The organism is Kitasatospora sp. NPDC101447, assembly GCF_044767225.1.
Lineage (GTDB): Bacteria > Actinomycetota > Actinomycetes > Streptomycetales > Streptomycetaceae > Kitasatospora.
The window spans coordinates 448,579-468,596 of sequence record NZ_JBIWNL010000002.1 but is presented as its reverse complement, the minus strand read 5'-3'; the positions used below and the strand labels follow the sequence as shown (position 1 = coordinate 468,596).

The following is a 20,018-nucleotide window of genomic DNA, read 5'->3' as shown; positions in this document are numbered from 1 at the left end:
CTGGGCAGGGCTCCTAGCTCCGCCGTGCGGCACGGTCGGTGGCACGGCGGTCCGGGCGGAGGCGCGCTCGAAGCGCGCGCTACTCGCGTAGAGACAGAGCAGGGGACGGACGGCCGCCCCCCGCGGCGCCCCTCAAGATACGCGCGTAGAAAATGCCCCGACAAGACCTCGTCGGTGAACTGTCGGTTCCGCCCGGGTGACTTGACCGTCGGTCAGTCCAGCGTGCTCACAGCCCGCTCCCAGCGGACTCCCAGGAAGACTCGATCCGCTCGACGACCAGCTCGCACAGCTCGTGGGTGCGCAGCGCGTCGTGGGCGTCGAGGGTCCTGCCGGTGCGGACGGCGTCGAGGAAGGCGAGCACGCACTGCTCGATGCCGCGCTGCCGGGCGACCGGCACCCAGTCCCCGCGGCGGCGGACGGTGGGCTGACCGCGGTGGTCGATCACCTCGGCGAGGTTGTGCACCTCGCGCTTGGAGTCGCCACCGGAGACCTCCAGCACCTCCTCGGTCGAGCCGGAGAGCCGGTTCATGATCCCCAGCGCGGTGAAGCCCTGCCCGGCGAGGGTGAGCACCACGTGCTCCACCAGGCCGTCCCGCACCCGCGAGCGGACGTCCACGTGCTCGATCTCGCCGGGGACGAGGAAGCGCAGCACGTCCACCACGTGGATGAAGTCGTCGTAGACGAGGGCGCGGGCCTCCTCGGGCAGGCCCTCGCGGTTCTTCTGCAGCACGATGAGGTCGCGCGGGCGCTCCTTGGCCTGGACGTAGCCGGGCGCGTGGCGCCGGTTGAAGCCGACCATCAGCGAGCGGCCCGTACGGTCGGCGAGGTCGACCAGCCGGCGGGAGCCGTCCACGGTGTAGTCCAGCGGCTTGTCCACGTACACGTCCACGCCGGCCGTCAGCAACTGCTCCACGATCGGCACGTGCTGGCTGGTCGCGGCATGGACGAACGCCGCCCGGATCCCGCTGCCGATCAGCTCCCCCAGATCGGTGAAGCGCTTCTCCGGGGCGATCCGGTGCGCGTCCCCGATCCGGTCCAGCTTCGCCGCGTCCCGGGTCATCAGGCGCAGGTCCAGCCCCGGCAGCGCGGTCAGGACCGGCAGGTACGCCTTCTGCGCGATGTCACCGAGCCCGATGACCCCCACCGGGAGCGGGCCGTCAGGAACAGAGGTCGTACTCATCGGATTCTCCACACACGCGCGCCGACACCGTCACCCGCCACCCTATGCACCCGCTCCCGTGCTCCACCAACCCGTCAGCGGGGCGGGATGATGCCGGTCAGCCACGTGAAGGTCGGAACGACCAGGGGCTTCCAGGTCGAGGTCAGGTGCGGTCCGGTGGTCTCGAACGGGGTGACGGTGGTCGGGCTCTTCGCCGCGCGCTGGAGGGCGAGCCCGTCCTCCAGCCCGTCGCCCCGCTTGCCGGTCACGTAGAGCGCGACGTTCGGCGGGGTCGTGGCGTGGGTGAGGATGTTCAGCGGGTTGTCGCTCTCCCGCAGCTTCGCGTCCTTGCCGGTCAGTGAACTCGGCTCACCGGCCGGGTCGTTGTAGCCGGACATGCTGACCGCGGCGCGGTAGCGGTTGGGGTGGGAGAGCGCGAGGCGCAGGGCGCAGTGCGCGCCGGCCGAGTAGCCGGACACGGCCCAGCGGTCCGCGGTGGCGTCGGCCCGGAAGTTGTCGACGACCATCTGCGGGACGTCCCGGGAGAGCCACGTCTCGGCGTTGACCTTGCCCGGGATGTCGGCGCACCCGCTGTCGTTCTTGCCGAGGAGGGTGACGCGCGGTGCGACCAGGATGAACGGCGTCACCTGACCGGACTTCATCAACGGTTCGAGCTGCTTCGTCACCGCCATGGCGTCGTCGCCGAACCAGGCGCTGGAGGATCCGGGGTACCCGACGAGCAGTTCGACCACCGGGAAGGTCTTGTCCTTGAACGCCGGGTCGTCGTACTGCGGCGGCGTCCAGACCAGCACCTCGCCGTCGACTCCGGAGAGCCTGCCCTTGAGGTCGGCCTGCTTCACGTTCCTGGGCACCGCGTCCGAGTCGGGCGCGTGGAAGGCCTGCGGCACCTTCGCCACGGGGGCTCCGGACGGGCCGCCGGTCAGGCCCTCGTCCTTCGGGGGCTCCGGCACGGCCCGGACGTGGCTGGCGGTGCCCAGCAGGTCGCCCCAGGTGTCGTACAGCTGGTTCTCGTCGTTGACGATCACGAAGACCATCGCCACGGCGGTGAACTGACAGAGCAGCACCGTGCCGAGGTACGAGAGCGCGCGCAGCGGCCTGCGCCGCCCCTCCACCGTCCGGGCCGGCCCCAGGAGGCGGCCTCTGCCCAGCCATTGCGCCATGGCCAGCGCCAGGGCGGCGCCGAACAGGACGATGGTGAGGACGAGAACGGGAGTGCCAGTCAGGTTCATTGCGTGCGTGCCCGGTTTCTGTGCCGTCCGGGCCCGTGTGCCCGGTCGCACGGGAGACGGCTCGGAACGGCTGTTCGGTTGCCCCTTCCTGGAAGGTTCCTGGGAGCAGCCGTCCGTCCCGGTCGGCCCCGGGGTCGAGGCCGCGGCCGAATCCGGGGGCGAGCGCGGTCGCCGCGGCGGCTCAGGCGGCCAGCAGGGACTCCGCGATGCCGCGGGCGCGCCAGGCGGCGTCCGGGGTGCCCTCGCGCAGGGCGGTGACGATGGCGCCGTCCATCAGCAGGGCGAACTCCCGGGCGCGGGAGGCCGGTTCGGGGATGTCGGCGTTCCGCATGAGCTGCTCCACCAGTTCGACGACGCGCCGCTTGTGCAGCGCCGCCATCTCGCGCGCCGGGCTGGCGGGGTCGGCGATCTCGGTCATCGTGTTGATCGCGACGCAGCCGCGGTAGTCCTGCGCCGCGAACCGTTCGGCGAGCGCGTCGAAGACGTGCAGCGGGTGGCCGCCGTGGGCCGCGACCCGCTCGGCGAGCCAGGCCCGGAACCGTTCGTCACGGCCCTCCAGGACCGCCGTCACCAGGGCCTCCTTGCCGGCGAAGTGCCGGTAGAAGGACGCCCGGCCCACGCCGGACTCGGACAGGATGCGCTCCACCCCGACCGCGTGGATCCCGTTGGCGTAGAAGAGGGACTCTGCCGTGTTCAGCAGGCGCGCCCGTGCGTTGACTGCCATGCCACCGATCCTAACCACCCTTGACGCCAAACGGCACCGATCGGTACCGTTTCACCGGGACAGTCGTACAGCGGGGGGACGCATGAACGAGGACTGGGCCGAGGCCAGTGTCGAACTGGTCGACGGCTACACGGTGATGAACGGCGACGGCCGGGTCGTCGCCTCGGTGCCCCGGGCGCTGGTGTCGTTCCAGGGCGGGTTCGTCAAGCTGCGGATCCCCGGCACCGGGACGGTGCAGGTGGTCTCCGCCCCCGCCGTCCGGCTGATCACCCTCACCACCTGGTGACCCAGGCGGTCGGACACCCGACCGCCCCCACGGACCGGCGGCTGCACGGCCGCCCGCGCCGGGACGCCACGCCACCTGCACCCGGCGCGGCCGCCCGACCCGGGACGCCGAGCAGCCGCACAGGCCTTTCCGGACCCCCGCGTCGTCCCGGCACCCCGCGCCCTCCGGACGCACCGGCCCGGCGCTACGCGCCCGCGGCGGCCGCTTCGGCGAGGGCGTCGAGGACCGGGCGGATCAGCGGGTGCCCGTCGGCGCCGGCCCGGACGGCGGCGAAGACCCTACGGGTGGCGAGCTCGCTGTCCACCGGGCGGACCGCCACCCGGGAGAGGTCCACCCCGCGCAGCGCCGAGCGCGGGACGAGCGCGACCCCGGCGCCCGCCGAGGCCAGCGCCACCACGGCGCGGAAGTCGTCGGAGGAGTGCAGCAGCCGGGGCTGGAACCCGGCGTTCTCGCAGGCCAGCAGGACCACGTCGTGGCAGGGGTTGCCCGGGTAGGGGCCGATCCAGGGCTCGTCGGCGAGCTCGGCGACGGCGAGCGGGCCGGACTCGCCGGCCAGCCGGTGGCCGAGCGGCAGGACGGCCTCGAAGGGCTCGGCGTACAGCGGCACCCGGGTCAGCCGGGCGTCGTCGGCGCGCGGTGCGCCGCGGTACTCGACGGCCACCGCGAGGTCGGCCCGGCCGTCCAGGACCATCGGCAGGCTGGCGTCGCCCTCCGCGTCCAGCACCTTGAGCCGCACGCCCGGCGCGCGCTCGCCGAGCAGCCCGATGGCGGGGGCGAGCACCAGCCCGATGCCGGTGGCGAAGGAGGCGACCGTGACCTCCCCGGAGACGCCCGCGCTGTAGGCGGCGAGGTCGGCCTCGGCCCGCTCCAGCTGGGCGAGCACGACGTCGGCGTGGCCGAGCAGGATCTCCCCGGCGGCGGTCAGCCGCACGCCGCGGCCCTCGCGGGCGAGCAGGTGGTGCCCGGTCTCCTGCTCCAGGGCGGCCAGCTGCTGGGAGACCGCGGAGGGGGTCAGGTAGAGGGCGGCCGCCGCGGCGGTCACGGTGCGGTGGTCCGCCACGGCCCGCAGGGTCCGCAGCCGTCGTGCGTCGATCACAGGCCAATTCTGCCAGCGCGGCGGAGTGGACCGGGCGCCCCGGACCGAACCCGGCACATCGGAGCGACCCCAGCGCGGCGGCCAGGCGCAGCGAGCACCCTCCCCGAACCACCGCAGCGGACCGGCACCGCACCGCCGCACGGCCCGCACGGCCCGCACGGCCCGCTTCCGGCCGGAGGTACAGCCGGTGGCGTATTTCCGGACGAGATCGCTTCCGTTCGTTGACCACCGGCGCCGCCCGGCGCTTGGCTCGTGCCGAACCGGGCCGCGGGGGTCGAGCGGGCCCGGCACCGACATCTGGGGAGGATGATCGATGACCACCGCACGCACCCGTCGCCGGCTGGCCCGCACCGCCTGCGTCCTGGCCGTCGTGACCGCGGTCGGCGCCGCGATGCCCGCCGCCGAGGCCCGGCCGCCCAAGGGCGACACCGCCCGGGTCAGCGAGGGGCCCAAGGGCGAGGGGCTCGACCGCGAGTCCCTCGCGCTCGGTCTGAGCGGCGACGGCCGTCTCGCCCTGTTCTCGTCCTCGGCGAGCAACCTGCTGCCCGGCGGCGCGGGCGCCGGGGGTGACGTCTACGTCCGCGACCTGCGCAACGGGCACCTCCAGCGGGTCAGTGTCACCGACGACGGCGCCTCGCTGGACGCGGGCACCGGCGAGGCGGCGATCAGCGGCGACGGCCGGTACGTGGCGTTCGCCACCGCCGCGACCAACCTGCTGCCCGGGCTGCCGAAGCACGCCGGCGACGTCTACCTCCGGGACCTGTGGACCGGCCGCACCGAACTGGTCACCGCCGCCGACGGCGCCTCCGGCACCGGCGACGACCAGAGCATCCGCAGCGCCCACGACCCGGCGGTCAGCTGGGACGGGCGCTACGTGACCTACTCCTCCGACCGCACCGACCTCGCCCCCGGCGTGCGCCGCGGCAAGTCCAACGTCTTCGTCACCGACCGCTGGACCCACGCCACCAAGGTGGTCTCCACCGGCGCCGACGGCGGCCCGGCCGACAACAGCTCCTACAGCCCGACGATCAGCGCCGACGGCAGCCGGATCGCGTTCAACTCCCGGGCCGGCAACCTGCTCCCGTCGGCCGAGACGCCACCGGCCGCCGAGGCCACGACCGCCGACACCGCGACGGCCGACAGCCCCGAGGAACCCGACGCCGCCCGCACGACCGCCCGCACGACCGGCCGCACGACCGCCCGCAGCGCCGTCGGCGGCGCGAGCCCCCGGCTCGCCGGGCTGCGCGCCTACCCGGACTACGTGTGGGACGCCCGCACCGGCAGGATCACCGGCGCCAGCCTCGACGAGAGCGGGGCGTTGCAGGGCGGCGGCTCGGACGGGCAGATCAGCCCCTCCGGCCGGTACGTCGTCTACAACCTCTTCCAGCCGGGCGGCCGCCCCGGCTCGCACGGCCGACACTCGGACGTCTTCCTGCACGAGCTGGCCACCGGCAGGGTCACCAAGGTCAGCACCCCGCCGCCCGGCACCACCGACCTCAGGGACTCCTTCAACGCCACGATGACCCTCGACGACCGGGTCTTCTTCGCCTCCGACGCCGACGGCCTGGTGCCGGGCGACACCAACGAGCAGACCGACGTCTTCCGCTACGACCCGCGGACCGGGCACACCGACCGCGTCTCCCTCACCCGGGACGGCACGCAGAGCACCGCCTCGTCCTACTTCCCGAGGGTCGACGCCTTCGGCACGACGCTGCTGTTCACCGCCGACGACGGCAACCTCGTCCCGGGCGACGACAACCAGAACGCGGACGTCTTCCGGCGCCTCCTCTGAGATGGCCTGATCCGTTGCCCCCGATGGCCTGACTCCCGTGCGGTTTACGTCCGTTGACGTACTTTTCCGCCGAGATCACCCGGGGGCGTTGACCGCCGTTCCCTCCCGGCGCTTGGCTCTCCCCGAGCCCGTCGCCGGGAGGGAGCCCGGCGCAGCGCCGCATCCCAGGGGAGGGCAACGCCCATGTCCGGCACCACCCGCACCACCCGTACCGCCTTCGGCACCCGCACCCGCCGGTCGGCCGGCGCCGCCGGCCTCCTGGCGGCCGCCGCCGTGCTGGCCGCGACCGCCGCACCGGCCCAGGCCGCGCCCGTGCCGCGCGGCACCGTCCAGGTCAGCGTCGGCGTGAACGGCGCGGCGCCGGACAACCAGTCCCAGAGCAAGGGGATCAGCGCCGACGGCCGCTACGCCCTGTTCACCTCGTGGGCCACGAACCTGGTGGAGCAGCCCGCGAAGAGCGCCCGCGACGCCTACGTCCGCGACCTGCGCACGGGCCGCACCGAGCGGGTCAACCTGGCCGACGACGGCTCGGCGCTGAACGGCTTCACCGACTACGCCGCGATCAACGCCGACGGCCGCTACGTCGCCTTCGAGAGCGACGCCGAGAACGTGCTGCCCGGCATGCAGGTCCAGGGGCGCACCGAGGTGTACGTCCGCGACCGCAGGACCGGCCGCACCGAGCTGGTCAGCGGCGGGCTCACCAGCGGCGACACCGACCGGTTCCACGCCTCGTACGCGCCCTCGATCAGCGCGGACGGCCGCTACGTGGCGTTCGTGTCCGCCCGGACCGACCTCGTCCCCGGCCTGGGGGCAGACGCCCCCTCGCTCGCCCGGCCGTACACCTGGGACTACAACATCTACGTGACCGACCGCTGGACCGGCAGGACCCGCCTGGTCTCGCTCGGCGTGGACGGCAAGCCGGGCGACAGCATGTCCCTCAACCCGACGATCAGCGCGGACGGCCGCACCGTCGGCTTCACCTCCTTCGCGTCCAACCTGGTGCCCGCCGGACAGTCCCCCGCCGCCCGGGCCGCCACCGCACCGGCGGCCGCCGCCGACGTCGAGCCGGCCCCGGGCACCGCCCCCGCCCTGCCCCGCAGCGCCCGCGAGGGCCTGGCCGCCCCGAACCTGGCCCTGCCGACCACCGGCGCCTACTACACGTACGACGTGGACTCCGGCCGCATCTCCGCCGCGAGCCTCGACCTCGACGGCAAGCTCGGCTTCGCGAGCTTCGACGCGACGATCAGCCCGGACGGGCGGCGCGCGGTCTACGCCCTGCCCGAGCCCGGCGGGTCGACCAACGGCCACCGGTACCACCTGGTGCTGTACGTCCGGGACCTCCGGAAGGGCACCGTGACGAAGGTCAGCGGCGGCCTGCCCAGCACCACCTCGGTCGGCACCTCCGACCACGGCAGCATCACCGCCGACAACCGCTGGATCTACTTCTCCTCCGCCGCCGACAACCTGGTGGCCGGCCCGCAGCACCCGGGCTGGGAGGTCTACCGCCAGGACCTGCGCACCGGCCGCACCGAGCGGGTCGCCACCGCGCCGGACGGCTCGTTCGGCAACGGCTCCTCGACGGACCCCTTCGTGGACGCCGCGGGCGACGCCGTGGTCTTCGGCTCGACCAGCGGCAACCTGGTCGCCGGCACCGCCGGCCCGGCGACCGCGGACGCCCAGGTCTTCGCCCGCACCTCCGGCCACCACGGCGGCGACGACGACCAGGGGCAGGACCAGGGCCAGGGCCAGGACGACGACTGACCCCCGAGCACGGAGCCTCCCGGGCCGGGCCCGGGAACCGCGAACGGGGGCGGGACGTCGGCCGGGCCGGCGTCCCGCCCCCGTCACGGGAGGGTGGGGCAGGTGGTTGGGGGCCGTGCGGCGGAGAGGCATCGACGCGCCTCCGCCGCACGGCGGTCATGAGCCCGCGGGCCGGTCCGGTTCCGAGCGGACCGGCCCGCGGGCAGTCTGTGCGGGCCCCTGCCGGGCCCGCCGGGGGTGCGGCTCCCGGGGTGCTACTCGCCCATCGCGGCGCGCGCGTCCACGAAGGCCGCGACGGCGCGCTCGACGTCCTCGGTGGAGTGCGCGGCGGACAGCTGGACCCGGATCCGGGCCTGGCCGTGCGGGACCACCGGGTAGGAGAACCCGATCACGTACACGCCGCGCTCCAGCAGCAGCTCGGCGAGCTTGCCGGCCTCGGCCGCGTCGCCGATCATCACCGGGGCGATCGGGTGGTCGCCGGGCAGGATCTCGAAGCCGGCCTCGGTCATCTTGGTGCGGAACAGCGCGGTGTTGGCCGCCAGCCGCTCGCGCAGCTCGTTGGACTGCTCGACGAGGTCGAGCACCTTCAGCGAGGCGGCCGCGATCACCGGGGCGAGCGAGTTGGAGAACAGGTACGGCCGGGAGCGCTGGCGCAGCAGGGCGACGATCTCCCGGCGGGCGGCGACGTAGCCGCCGGACGCACCGCCGAGGGCCTTGCCGAGGGTGCCGGTGATGATGTCCACGCGGTCCATCACGCCGTGCAGCTCGGGGGTGCCGCGGCCGCCCGCGCCGACGAAGCCGACGGCGTGCGAGTCGTCGACCATGACCATGGCGCCGTAGCGGTCGGCCAGGTCGCAGATCTCCTGCAGCGGGGCGACGTAGCCGTCCATGGAGAAGACGCCGTCGGTGACGATCAGGCGGCGGCGGGCGTCCTGGGTGTCCTGGAGCTGCTTCTCCAGGTCGGCCATGTCGCGGTTGGCGTAGCGGTGGCGGCGGGCCTTGCTGAGCCGGATGCCGTCGATGATGCTCGCGTGGTTCAGCGCGTCGGAGATGACGGCGTCGTTCGCGTCGAGGAGGGTCTCGAAGACACCGCCGTTGGCGTCGAAGCACGAGGAGTAGAGGATCGTGTCCTCCTGGCCGAGGAACGCCGAGAGGCGGTCCTCCAGCTCCTTGTGGACGTCCTGGGTGCCGCAGATGAAGCGGACCGAGGCCATGCCGTAGCCCCAGCGGTCCAGGGCGTCCTTGGCGGCGGCCAGCACCTCGGGGTGGTCGGCCAGTCCGAGGTAGTTGTTGGCGCAGAAGTTCAGCACCTCGCCCGGCTTGCCGCCGCCGGTGACGGTGACGGCGGCGCTCTGCGGGGTGCCGATCACCCGCTCGGGCTTGAACAGGCCGGCCTCGCGGATCTCGTCGAGGGTGGCGGCGACGTCGGCGCGCACGTTGTCGAACACAACAGGCTCCTTTTGCGTGGGCGGGGTGGCTCAGGCGGTCCAGTCGAGGATGATCTTGCCGCAGTTGCCGCTCGCGGCGTCGTCGAACGCGGCCTCGAAGTCGGTGGCGGCGTAGCGACCGGTGATCACCGGGCTGAGGTCCAGGCCGCCCTCCAGCAGCACGGACATCGCGTACCAGGTCTCGAACATCTCGCGGCCGTAGATGCCCTTGATGGTGATCATCGAGGTGACGACCGAGGCCCAGTCCACCGGGAACTGCTCGGCGGGCAGGCCGAGCATGGCGATCTTCCCGCCGTGGGTCATGTTGGCGATCATCGACTGCATCGCCTCGGGGCGGCCGGACATCTCCAGGCCGACGTCGAAGCCCTCGCGCAGGCCGAGCTTCTGCTGGCCCTCCTCGATGGTGTGCTCGGCGACGTTGAGCGCCAGCGTCACGCCGACCTCGCGGGCCAGGTCGAGGCGGTACGGGGAGACGTCGGTGATCATCACGTTGCGGGCGCCGGCGTGCTTGGCGACGGCGGCGGCCATGATGCCGATCGGGCCGGCGCCGGTGACCAGCACGTCCTCGCCGACCAGCGGGAAGGACAGCGCGGTGTGCACGGCGTTGCCGAAGGGGTCGAAGATCGCGGCCACGTCCAGGTCGACCGGCACCCGGTGCACCCAGACGTTGGAGGCCGGCAGCGCCACGTACTCGGCGAAGGCGCCGTCGCGGTTGACGCCCAGGCCGACGGTGTTGCGGCACAGGTGGCGGCGGCCGGCCAGGCAGTTGCGGCACTTGCCGCAGACCAGGTGGCCCTCGCCGCTGACCAGGTCGCCGATCGCGATGTCCGCGACGCCGGCGCCGAGCTCGGCGACCTCGCCGACGAACTCGTGGCCGAGCACCAGCGGGGTCCGGATGGTCTGCTGCGCCCAGCCGTCCCACTTGCGGATGTGCAGGTCGGTGCCGCAGATGCCGGTCCGCAGCACCTTGATCAGCACCTCACCGGGGCCGATCTCGGGCTTCGGGACATCGATCATCCAGAGGCCGGGCTCGGCCTGCTGCTTGACGAGTGCCTTCACGGGCGGCGGCTCCTGACGTGCGGGGGGACGGCCTTCGGGAGTCGGGCAGGCCGGGGCGGCCCGGTTCGGCCGGTCCTGACGGACGCACTCCGGGCAGGCAGAAATCTGCCTGGTGGGAGGGGGTGCGGTCCATCGAGGAATTCTTAACGGCGGCCACAGCTGGGCTGAACGATCGTGCCCGAGCAGCGGCCGACGGCGGGTGCGGCGTGCCGGTGCTCACCCTTCCGGCCGAGCGCGGAGCTCCCCGCACGACACCAACCGACGCGCGGGCCCCGGTACTTGACAGCGCCTGGGCGCCGGCGAAGCCACCGCCCCGCCACTCGGGTGGGCTTTGGTCCGTTCGGGCCAGCCCGGCCGCAGCCGACGCGCGGGCGTTCGAGTGCGGTGCTTACGGTGGCGACGCTTCCCCGCGGCCCCGTGGAGCAGCGCTCCGGGCCCGGGCCCCGTCGCCCCGGCGAACCGCCCCGGAGGACCGCCCGGAGGACCACCCAGAGAATCGCCCCAGAGAGGCGCGTCGACACATGACCGAGACCCGACGGCCGCGCCCGGCCGCTCCCTGCTCCGCCGGCCGCGCGACCGCCGCCCTGGCCCTCGCCGGGCTGCTGGCCGTCTCCGCCTGCTCCGGGAGCCCCGGGCCCGCCCGGCAGGCCGGCGATCCCGCCGTCACCGCCGAACCGGCCGCGCTCAGCCCGACCGCGACCGGCACCGGCGGAGCGCGCGGCACCGCCGCCGCGACCGCGTCCGGGGGCGTGGTGCCGATCACCCCCGCCGTCGCCGCCCACCTCGACGCCGCGATCAAGCAGGTGATGAACGAGGTCAACATCCCCGGGGTGATCGTCGGCTACACCACCCCCGACGACAGCTACGTGCGCTCGTTCGGCACCGCCGACAAGGTCGCCGACACCCCGATGTCGCCGGACCTCTACATGCGGATCGGCAGCGTCACCAAGACCTTCACGACCACGGGCGTCCTGCGGCTGGTGGACCAGGGCAAGGTGGGCCTGGACGACCCGATCTCCAAGTACATCCCGGGCGTGCCCGGCGGCGACAACATCACCATCCGCGAGCTCGGCGACATGCGCAGCGGCCTGTACAACTACACCCTGGACCCGGACTTCCAGCAGGCGTTCTTCAGCAACCCGGACCGCCCCTTCACCCCGGAGGAGCTGCTCGCGTACTCGTTCAAGCACCCGGCGAACTTCGCACCGAACGCCAAGTTCGAGTACTCCAACACCAACCTGATCCTGCTAGGCCTGGTCGTCGAGAAGGTCGGTGGGCAGCCGCTGCAGGACTTCCTGGAGCAGCAGGTGTTCACCCCGGCCGGACTGGACCGGACGAGCCTGCCGACCGACGCGGCCTTCCCGACCCCGCACGCCCACGGCTACACCAACCAGACGCTCAGCGGCGCGGTCGAGGACTCCACCGACTGGAACCCGTCCTGGGCCTGGGCGGCCGGCGCCGTGATCTCCAACCTCCCCAACCTGCAGACCTGGTCGAAGGTGCTGGCCACCGGCGTGCCGCTGATCAGCGCCGCCACCCAGGCCGAGCGGCTGAAGACCGTGAGCGTCGGCACCCCCGACCTCGGCTACGGCTTCGGGGTGTTCACCACGCACGGGTGGGTCGGCCACAACGGCTCGCTGCCCGGGTACGAGAGCGTGGTGATCTACCTGCCGCCCGCGCAGGCCAGCCTGGTCCTCCTGCTCAACACCGACATCCTGCACGACGGTTCGGAGCCGTCGACGTTCCTCGCGCGGGCGATCACGCAGATCGTCTCGCCGAACAACGTCTACACCCTGCCCACCCCGCCCGGGTCGGGATCGCCCTCGGCGTCCGCCCCGACCACCGGGGCCACGGGCTCGCCGACCTCACCCACCTCGCCGACCTCTCCCGCGTCCCCCACCTCGCCGACCGGGACGACGCCGGCCGGCGGTGCCACGCTGCACATCTCCTGACCGCGCCCGGCCCGAGCCGGCACACGTGCCGCAGGTCCGACCCGGACGTCCGGGTCGGACCTGCGGTGTTTCCGTAGGAGCCCCCTCGGCTCCCCGCCGCTCAGATCCCCAGCACCTTGCCGAGGTCGTACGACACCGGCTCCTCCAGTTGCTCGTAGGTGCAGCTCTCCGGGGTGCGGTCCGGCCGCCAGCGGCGGAACTGCGCGGTGTGCCGGAACCGGGTGCCCTCCATGTGGTCGTACGCGACCTCGACCACCCGCTCCGGGCGCAGCGCGATCCAGGACAGGTCCTTGCCGCCGGTCCAGCGGCTGACCGCGCCGGGCAGCCGGCCCTCGGCGTGCGCGGCCTCCTCCGCCCAGGCGCCCCACGGGTGCCGGGAGAGGTCGTCCATCCTCAACGGGGCCAGTTCCTCGGCGAGTTCACGGCGGCGGGCCATCGAGAAGGCGGCGCAGACGCCGACGTGCTGGAGCTTGCGGTCGGCGTCGAAGATGCCGAGCAGGAGGGAGCCGACCACCGGGCCGCTCTTGTGCTCGCGGTAGCCGGCCACCACGCAGTCGGCGGTGCGCTCGTGCTTGATCTTGTACATGGTCCGCTCCCCCGGCCGGTACGGCTGGTCCAGCGGCTTGGCGACCACCCCGTCCAGCCCGGCGCCCTCGAACTCGGCGAACCAGGTCCGCGCGAGGTCCCGGTCGGTGGCGGCGGGGGCGGTGAACACCGGGTCGGCGGCGTCGGCGAGCGCCGCCTCCAGAGCCGGGCGACGCACCGACAGCGGCTCGTCCAGCAGGGACTCGTCCCCGAGGGCGAGCAGGTCGAAGGCGACGAAGGAGGCCGGGGTCCGCTCGGCGAGGAGCTTCACCCGGCTCGCGGCGGGGTGGATGCGCTCCAGCAGTTCCTCGAAGCGCAGCCGGCCGTCGCGGGCGATCACCACCTCGCCGTCCAGCACGCAGCGCGGCGGCAGCTCACGCCGCAGGGCCTCGACCAGTTCGGGGAAGTACCTGGTCAGCGGCTTGCCGGTGCGGCTGCCGAGCTCCACCTCCGCGCCGTCGCGGAAGACGATGGTGCGGAAGCCGTCCCACTTGGCCTCGTACTGCATCCCGGGCGGGATCTCGGCCACCGACTTGGCGAGCATCGGCGACACCGGCGGCATCACGGGCAGGTCCATGCGTCCGATCCTCGCCCCGATGGTCTCGGGGCGCGCGCCGGGCCCCGCGCGCTTAGCGTGAGGGGCATGGGCTCAGCCGTGGAACTGGAAGTCGCCGGGCGCACCGTCCGGCTGTCGAACCCGGACAAGGTGTACTACCCGGAGCGCGGCTTCACCAAGCTGGACGTCGCGCAGTACTACCTCGCCGTGGCCGACGGGGTGCTGCGCGGCCTGCGCGACCGCCCGACCACCCTGCAGCGCTTCCCGGACGGCGTCGACGGCGAGTTCTTCTACCAGAAGCGCGCCCCCAAGGGCCTGCCGGACTGGCTGCCCACCGCCCGGATCGAGTTCCCCAGCGGCCGCTCCGCCGACGAGATCTGCCCCACCGAGCCCGCCGCCGTCCTGTGGGCCGCCAACCTGGGCTGCCTCACCTTCCACCCCTGGCCGGTCCGGCGCTCCGACACCGGCCACGTCGACGAGCTGCGCATCGACCTCGACCCGCAGCCCGGCACCGACTTCCACGACGCCGCCCGCGTCGCCCACGAGCTGCGCGCCCTGCTGGAGGAGCACGGGCTGCGCGGCTGGCCCAAGTCCTCCGGCGGGCGCGGCCTGCACGTGTACGTGCCGCTGGTGCCGGAGTGGACCTTCACCGACGGACGGCACGCGGTGATCGCCCTCGGCCGGGTCCTGGAGCAGCGGATGCCCGGGCAGGTCACCACCGCGTGGTGGAAGGAGGAGCGCGGCGAGCGGATCTTCGTCGACTACAACCAGATGGCCCGCGACCGCACCATCGCCTCCGCCTACTCGCTGCGCGCCCGCCCCCGCGCCACCGCCTCCACCCCGCTGCGCTGGGACGAGGTCGACGACGCCTCGCCCGAGGACTTCGACCTGCGCACCGTCCCCGCCCGCTTCGCCGAACTCGGCGACCTCAACGCGGAGATGGAGGGCCAGGCGTTCCGTCTGGACGGCCTGCTGGAGCTCTACGAGAAGCAGCTGCACGACGAGGGCCTCGGCGAACTCCCCTACCCGCCCGACCACCCCAAGGCCGCGGGCGAGCCCACCCGCGTCCAGCCGAGCCGGGCCCGCAAGAAGTAGCCCGCGGGACGTGGCCGACGCGACGTAGGCTGACGGTCTTCGAGGGGTTGGGGGGCACCGATGGGTGTGCGGGGGCTGGCGGGGATCCTGGCGGACGCGGCGGGCGGGGTGTTCCCGCCGCCGGACGGATCGGTGACGGTGCTGCCGCAGCCGTCGCCGCGCGAGGCCGGGGTGATCGCCTTCGCCGCGCACACGGTCGTCTTCACCGACGAGGACCCGGCCTGGGTGCGGGACGCGGTCGCCGCCTCCCCGGGCGACCCGCTGTCCGCGCCGCTCTGCCCGCCCTTCCTGACCGCCTTCGCCGGACGCACCGGGCGCACCGTCAACAACATCGACCTGCTGACCGTCGCCGACCGCCTCCCGGGCGGGCCGCCGCTGCCGCTCTCCGAGGTGCGCGACCGCGAGCACCCCCGGGTGGTCCGGGCCCTGCACTACCGCGAGGACGTCCGGGTGTTCACCGCCGACGGCGGCGTCCTGATCCTCGGCCGCGGGGTGGCCGGCCGCTGGGAGTGCGCCGTCGAGGTCGACCCGCACGCCCAGGGCCGCGGCCTCGGCCGCGCCCTCGCCACCGCCGCCCGCCACCTCGTCCCCGGGGGCGGCACCGTCTGGGCCCAGCAGGCCCCCGGCAACGCCCCCAGCGTCCGCGCCTTCCAGGCCGCCGGCTACCGCCCGGTCGGCGCGGAGGCCCTACTGGTGACGGGGCCGTAGTTCTTCCCGGTCACCCGTCCACCGCCGTCCACAGCACCCGGACGCCGTCGGCCTCGACGTCGTACCCGAGGAACGGCGACCGGGTGTCGCCCTCGAAGTACATCGGCACCGGCTTGCCCAGCCGGCGCCCGATCGCGGCCAGGAACCCGCACAGCACGTCGAGCCGTTCCTGGCCCTGCAGCTCCCACAGCGAGACGTCGAAGTCGATCTGCTCGTCCCCGAGGAACCGGAAGATCGCGCACACCTCGGCGACCGGCCACACGCGCAGGTTCGGGCACTCCGCGTCGGCCGGGCGCGACAGTACCGCCGCGGCCCTCGGGAGCGGGAGGACGGTGCGCCCCTCGGAGTACTCGTACGACCAGCCCCGCTCGACGACGAGGTCGAGCACCGCCTGCCAGTCCGCGGCCGTGGTGTCGGCGATGTAGACGTCCGGCAGCGTGCCGCCGCCCGAGGGGTCGAGCAGCCGGGCGACGTCGTCCCACAGTGGATCCGGCAGGTCGCCGTCCTGCCCGCCCGTCCTCGCCCGCCGGGCGGTCATCCGCGTCGGGCGCCCGCCGGGGCCAGGTCCGCGATGATCCGGACCGCCTCGGCGATCTGCCCGTCGGTGAGGTCGCCGCGGGCGGTCAGGCGCAGGCGGGAGATGCCGTCCGGGACGGACGGGGGGCGGAAGCAGCCGACGGCGAGGCCGGCGCGGCGGCAGTCGGCGGCCCAGGCGACGGCGGCCTCGGGGCCCGGGGCGCGGACCGAGACCACGGCGGCGTCCGGCTCGCAGGCGTGCAGGCCGGCGGCGGTGAGCTGCCGGGCGAGGGTGCGGGCCACCTCGCGGGCGCGCTCGGCCCGGGCGGGTTCGGCGCGCAGCAGCCGCAGGGCGGCGAGGGCGGCGCCGGCGGCGGCCGGGGCGAGGCCGGTGTCGAAGATGAAGGTGCGGGCGGTCTCGGTGAGGTGGCGGATCACCCGGCGCGGCCCGAGGACGGCGCCGCCCTGGGAGCCGAGGGACTTGGAGAGCGTCACGGTGGCGACGGTGTCCGGCCGCCCGGCGAGCCCGGCGGCGGCGAGGGCGCCGGTGCCGCCGGGGCCGAGCACGCCCAGCCCGTGCGCGTCGTCCACCAGCAGGGCCGCCCCGTGTGCGCGGACGGCCTCGGACAGCGCGGCCAGCGGGGCGGCGTCGCCGTCCACCGAGAACACCGAGTCGGTGACCACCAGCGCCCGGCGCCGGGCCCGGCCGGCGAGCACCTCGGCCACGGCCGCCGGGTCGCTGTGCGGGGCGCGGTGGACGTCGGAGCGGGAGAGCCGGCAGCCGTCGATCAGCGAGGCGTGGTTGTAGGCGTCGGACACGATCAGGGTGTCCGGGTCGGTGAGCGCGGTGAGCGCGGCCAGGTTGGCGGTGTAGCCGGAGGAGAACACCAGCGCCGCCTCGGCCCCGTAGAAGTCGGCCAGCTCCTCCTCCAGTTCGGTGTGCAGCGTGGTCGTCCCGGTCACCAGCCGCGAGCCCGTCGAACCGCCGCCCCAGCGCAGTGCCGCCTCCGCGGCCGCCTGGGTCACCACCGGGTGCCTGGTCAGCCCGAGGTAGTCGTTCCCCGCGAGGTCCAGCACCGGGTCCTCCGCCGGCCGGCTGCGCAGCGTCCGGGTCAATCCGGCATCGGCCCGCAGCGCGGCGGCCTCGTCGAGCCAGTCGAAGACGGCCTCGGGGGCGAGGACGGAGGGACGCGGTTCGGAGGCGAGGGGCTGGCTCATGCCCGGCACTGTCGCACGCCGTCCGAAGCGGGATCAATGTGCCGCTCGGCACATGATCGGCAGGTGTTCGGCTCGCCGGGCCGGACGGTCTCCGTGCGAGGGGGCCGTCCGCCGGGCACCGGGCTTTGCCCGGGGTGGCGGCGAGCAGGCAAGATAGCCGGGTGACCCTCCTTGATCTGATGCCGAAGCCCGCCACGCCCGACGCGCTGTACGAGACGTTCGCCGCCTGGGCGGAGGAGCGGGGGATCACGCTGTACCCGGCGCAGGAGGAGGCGCTGATCGAGCTGGTCTCGGGGAACAACGTGATCCTGGCGACGCCGACCGGGTCGGGCAAGAGCCTGGTGGCGGCCGGGGCGCACTTCGCGGCGCTGGCGGAGGGGCAGCGGACCTTCTACACCGCGCCGATCAAGGCGCTGGTGTCGGAGAAGTTCTTCGACCTGGTGAAGATGTTCGGCACCGAGCAGGTCGGCATGATGACCGGCGACGCGAGCGTGAACCCGACCGCGCCGATCATCTGCTGCACCGCCGAGGTACTCGCCCAGATCGCGCTGCGCGACGGCTCCCGGGCGGACATCGGCCAGGTGGTCATGGACGAGTTCCACTTCTACGCCGAGCCGGACCGCGGCTGGGCCTGGCAGATCCCGCTGCTGGAGCTGCCGCAGGCGCAGTTCCTGCTGATGTCGGCGACGCTGGGCGACGTCCGCCGCTTCGAGGAGGACCTGACCCGCCGGACCGGCCGTCCGACGACGGTGGTCCGCAACGCGACCCGCCCGGTCCCGCTGTTCTACGACTACCGCCGCACCAGCATGCACGACACGCTGGAGGAGCTGCTGCAGACCGGCCAGGCGCCGGTCTACGTCGTGCACTTCACGCAGAAGGAGGCGGTGGAGCGGGCCCAGTCGCTGATGAGCATCAACATGTGCTCGAAGGCGGAGAAGGAGGCCATCGCCGACCTGATCGGCAACTTCCGCTTCACCACCAAGTTCGGCCGCAACCTGTCCCGGTTCGTGCGCCACGGCATCGGCGTGCACCACGCGGGCATGCTGCCGAAGTACCGCCGGCTGGTCGAACGCCTCGCCCAGGCGGGCCTGTTGAAGGTGATCTGCGGGACGGACACGCTCGGCGTCGGCGTCAACGTGCCGATCCGCACGGTGCTGTTCACGGCCCTGTCCAAGTACGACGGACAGCGTGTGCGCATCCTGCGCGCCCGTGAGTTCCACCAGATCGCCGGTCGCGCGGGCCGGGCCGGCTTCGACACCGTCGGCCAGGTGGTGGCGCAGGCTCCGGAGCACGTGATCGAGAACGACAAGGCGATCGCGAAGGCCGGGGACGACCCGAAGAAGAAGCGCAAGGTGGTGCGCAAGAAGGCGCCGGAGGGCTTCGTCGGCTGGACCGAGGAGACCTTCGAGAAGCTGATCGGCGCCGACCCGGAGCCGCTGGTCTCCCGGTTCAAGGTGAGCCACGCGATGCTGCTGTCGGTGATCGGCCGCCCGGGCAACGCCTTCGAGGCGATGCGCAAGCTGCTCACCGACAACCACGAGGACAGGACCGCGCAGCGCCGGCACATCCGCACCGCGATCGCCATCTACCGTTCGCTGCTGGAGGGCGGCGTGGTGGAGCGGCTGCCGGAGCCGGACGCCGAGGGCCGGATCGTCCGCCTCACGCTGGACCTCCAGGAGAACTTCGCGCTCAACCAGCCGCTGTCGACCTTCGCGCTGGCCGCCTTCGAACTCCTCGACCCGACCTCGCCCTCGTACGCGATGGACGTGATCTCGGTCGTCGAGGCGACCCTCGACGACCCGCGCCAGATCCTCGCCGCGCAGCAGAACAAGGCGCGCGGCGAGGCCGTCGGCGAGATGAAGCGGGACGGCATCGAGTACGAGGAGCGGATGGAGCGGCTCCAGGAGATCACCTACCCGAAGCCGCTGGAGGAGCTGCTCACCCACGCGTACGAGGTGTACCGCCGGGCGCACCCGTGGATCGGCGACCACCAGCTGCAGCCGAAGTCCGTGGTCCGCGACCTGTACGAGCGGGCGATGACCTTCTCGGACTACGTCGGCTTCTACGAGCTGGCCCGCACCGAGGGCATCGTGCTGCGCTACCTGGCGGGCGCCTTCAAGGCGCTGGAGCAGACCGTCCCCGAGGACGTGAAGACCGACGACCTGAAGGACGTCATCGCCTGGCTCGGCGAGCTGGTCCGCCAGGTCGACTCCAGCCTGCTGGACGAGTGGGAGCAGCTGGCCAACCCGACGGAGCCGCAGGCCGCCGAGGTGCGGCTGGACGACAAGCCGGCGCCGGTCACGGCCAACGCGCGGGCCTTCCGGGTGCTGGTGCGCAACGAGATGTTCCGCCGGGTCGAGCTGTGTGCGCTGGAGCACTACGAGGAGCTCGCCGAGCTGGACGGCGAGTACGGCTGGGACGCGGACCGCTGGGCGGACGCCATGGACGGGTACTGGGAGGAGTACGACGACCTCGGTACCGGCCCGAACGCGCGCGGCCCGAAGATGCTCATCATCGAGGAGGAGGACTCCGCCTGGCGGGTCCGGCAGATCTTCGACGACCCCGAGGGCGACCACGACTGGGGCATCAGCGCCGAGGTGGACCTGTACGGCTCCGACGAGGAGGGCCGGGCGGTGGTGCGGGTGACCGCGGTGGACCGGCTCGGCGGTTGACGGCTCGTCACAACGCCCGAGGGGGCCCGGCGTTGCCGGGCCCCCTCGCGGCGTTCAGCCTCAGGTGTTCAATCTCGGGCGTTCAGCCTCGCGGCGTGCACCCTCGGGTGTTCAGCCTCGCGGCGTACACCCCTGCGCGTC

General features: G+C 73.6%; 16 protein-coding genes. 7 read left to right on the top strand and 9 right to left on the bottom strand.

The window, feature by feature from the left end:
- Window positions 1-226: 226 nt before the first annotated feature.
- The 3 genes from ACIRST_RS04505 to ACIRST_RS04495 all read right to left on the bottom strand — a co-directional run bounded on the left by ACIRST_RS04505 (window position 227) and on the right by ACIRST_RS04495 (window position 3,133).
- A complete protein-coding gene (locus tag ACIRST_RS04505) occupies window positions 227-1,180 on the bottom strand; it encodes a Gfo/Idh/MocA family protein (protein ID WP_402799982.1) in 954 nt (317 codons plus the stop codon).
- Between the two features lie 74 nt (window positions 1,181-1,254).
- Complete coding sequence (locus ACIRST_RS04500; RefSeq protein ID WP_350525769.1) at window positions 1,255-2,409, bottom strand: alpha/beta hydrolase-fold protein; 1,155 nt, start codon at window positions 2,407-2,409, stop codon at window positions 1,255-1,257.
- A gap of 181 nt (window positions 2,410-2,590) precedes the next feature.
- Window positions 2,591-3,133 (bottom strand): TetR/AcrR family transcriptional regulator, encoded by a 543-nt coding sequence (locus ACIRST_RS04495; protein WP_350525768.1) that lies wholly within the window; start codon window positions 3,131-3,133, stop codon window positions 2,591-2,593.
- An 82-nt stretch (window positions 3,134-3,215) separates the two neighbouring features.
- Here ACIRST_RS04495 and ACIRST_RS04490 point away from each other — a divergent pair, with 82 nt between their 5' ends.
- Window positions 3,216-3,419, top strand: a complete 204-nt coding sequence (locus tag ACIRST_RS04490; RefSeq protein WP_402799979.1) for a hypothetical protein — start codon at window positions 3,216-3,218, stop codon at window positions 3,417-3,419.
- A 184-nt stretch (window positions 3,420-3,603) separates the two neighbouring features.
- Here ACIRST_RS04490 and ACIRST_RS04485 read toward each other — a convergent pair whose 3' ends face one another.
- Window positions 3,604-4,515, bottom strand: coding sequence for a LysR family transcriptional regulator (locus tag ACIRST_RS04485; protein ID WP_350525766.1), 912 nt, complete (start codon window positions 4,513-4,515; stop codon window positions 3,604-3,606).
- 313 nt (window positions 4,516-4,828) lie between these two features.
- Here ACIRST_RS04485 and ACIRST_RS04480 point away from each other — a divergent pair, with 313 nt between their 5' ends.
- Both ACIRST_RS04480 and ACIRST_RS04475 read left to right on the top strand, forming a co-directional pair.
- On the top strand, window positions 4,829-6,307 hold the full coding sequence (locus ACIRST_RS04480) for a hypothetical protein (RefSeq protein ID WP_402799976.1): 1,479 nt from the start codon (window positions 4,829-4,831) through the stop codon (window positions 6,305-6,307).
- Between the two features lie 183 nt (window positions 6,308-6,490).
- Window positions 6,491-8,068: a TolB family protein gene (locus ACIRST_RS04475; RefSeq protein ID WP_402799974.1), complete on the top strand. Its 1,578-nt coding sequence runs from the start codon at window positions 6,491-6,493 to the stop codon at window positions 8,066-8,068.
- A gap of 254 nt (window positions 8,069-8,322) precedes the next feature.
- Here ACIRST_RS04475 and ACIRST_RS04470 read toward each other — a convergent pair whose 3' ends face one another.
- Together ACIRST_RS04470 and tdh are read right to left on the bottom strand one after the other, a co-directional pair.
- Window positions 8,323-9,516: a glycine C-acetyltransferase gene (locus tag ACIRST_RS04470; RefSeq protein ID WP_350525763.1), complete on the bottom strand. Its 1,194-nt coding sequence runs from the start codon at window positions 9,514-9,516 to the stop codon at window positions 8,323-8,325.
- A gap of 30 nt (window positions 9,517-9,546) precedes the next feature.
- Window positions 9,547-10,575, bottom strand: coding sequence for an L-threonine 3-dehydrogenase (gene tdh, locus ACIRST_RS04465; RefSeq protein WP_350525762.1), 1,029 nt, complete (start codon window positions 10,573-10,575; stop codon window positions 9,547-9,549).
- Window positions 10,576-11,096: 521 nt separating this feature from the next.
- On the opposite strand from tdh, the gene ACIRST_RS04460 reads away from it, so the two are divergent.
- Complete coding sequence (locus ACIRST_RS04460) at window positions 11,097-12,527, top strand: serine hydrolase domain-containing protein (protein ID WP_402799971.1); 1,431 nt, start codon at window positions 11,097-11,099, stop codon at window positions 12,525-12,527.
- Between the two features lie 100 nt (window positions 12,528-12,627).
- On the opposite strand, the gene ACIRST_RS04455 is transcribed toward ACIRST_RS04460, so the two are convergent.
- Complete coding sequence (locus ACIRST_RS04455) at window positions 12,628-13,689, bottom strand: ATP-dependent DNA ligase (RefSeq protein ID WP_350525760.1); 1,062 nt, start codon at window positions 13,687-13,689, stop codon at window positions 12,628-12,630.
- Between the two features lie 66 nt (window positions 13,690-13,755).
- Here ACIRST_RS04455 and ligD point away from each other — a divergent pair, with 66 nt between their 5' ends.
- A complete protein-coding gene (ligD, locus tag ACIRST_RS04450; RefSeq protein WP_402799967.1) occupies window positions 13,756-14,763 on the top strand; it encodes a non-homologous end-joining DNA ligase in 1,008 nt (335 codons plus the stop codon).
- Between the two features lie 60 nt (window positions 14,764-14,823).
- The gene (locus ACIRST_RS04445) at window positions 14,824-15,471 is read left to right on the top strand and encodes a GNAT family N-acetyltransferase (RefSeq protein WP_402799965.1); all 648 of its coding nucleotides are present in this window, start codon (window positions 14,824-14,826) and stop codon (window positions 15,469-15,471) included.
- 10 nt (window positions 15,472-15,481) lie between these two features.
- On the opposite strand, the gene ACIRST_RS04440 is transcribed toward ACIRST_RS04445, so the two are convergent.
- Window positions 15,482-15,967 (bottom strand): hypothetical protein, encoded by a 486-nt coding sequence (locus tag ACIRST_RS04440; protein WP_402800144.1) that lies wholly within the window; start codon window positions 15,965-15,967, stop codon window positions 15,482-15,484.
- Window positions 15,968-16,005: 38 nt separating this feature from the next.
- Window positions 16,006-17,205, bottom strand: coding sequence for an 8-amino-7-oxononanoate synthase (locus ACIRST_RS04435; protein ID WP_402799963.1), 1,200 nt, complete (start codon window positions 17,203-17,205; stop codon window positions 16,006-16,008).
- A gap of 179 nt (window positions 17,206-17,384) precedes the next feature.
- Between ACIRST_RS04435 and ACIRST_RS04430 the strand changes: the two genes are divergently transcribed.
- Window positions 17,385-19,877, top strand: coding sequence for a DEAD/DEAH box helicase (locus tag ACIRST_RS04430; RefSeq protein ID WP_402800142.1), 2,493 nt, complete (start codon window positions 17,385-17,387; stop codon window positions 19,875-19,877).
- Window positions 19,878-20,018: the final 141 nt, after the last annotated feature.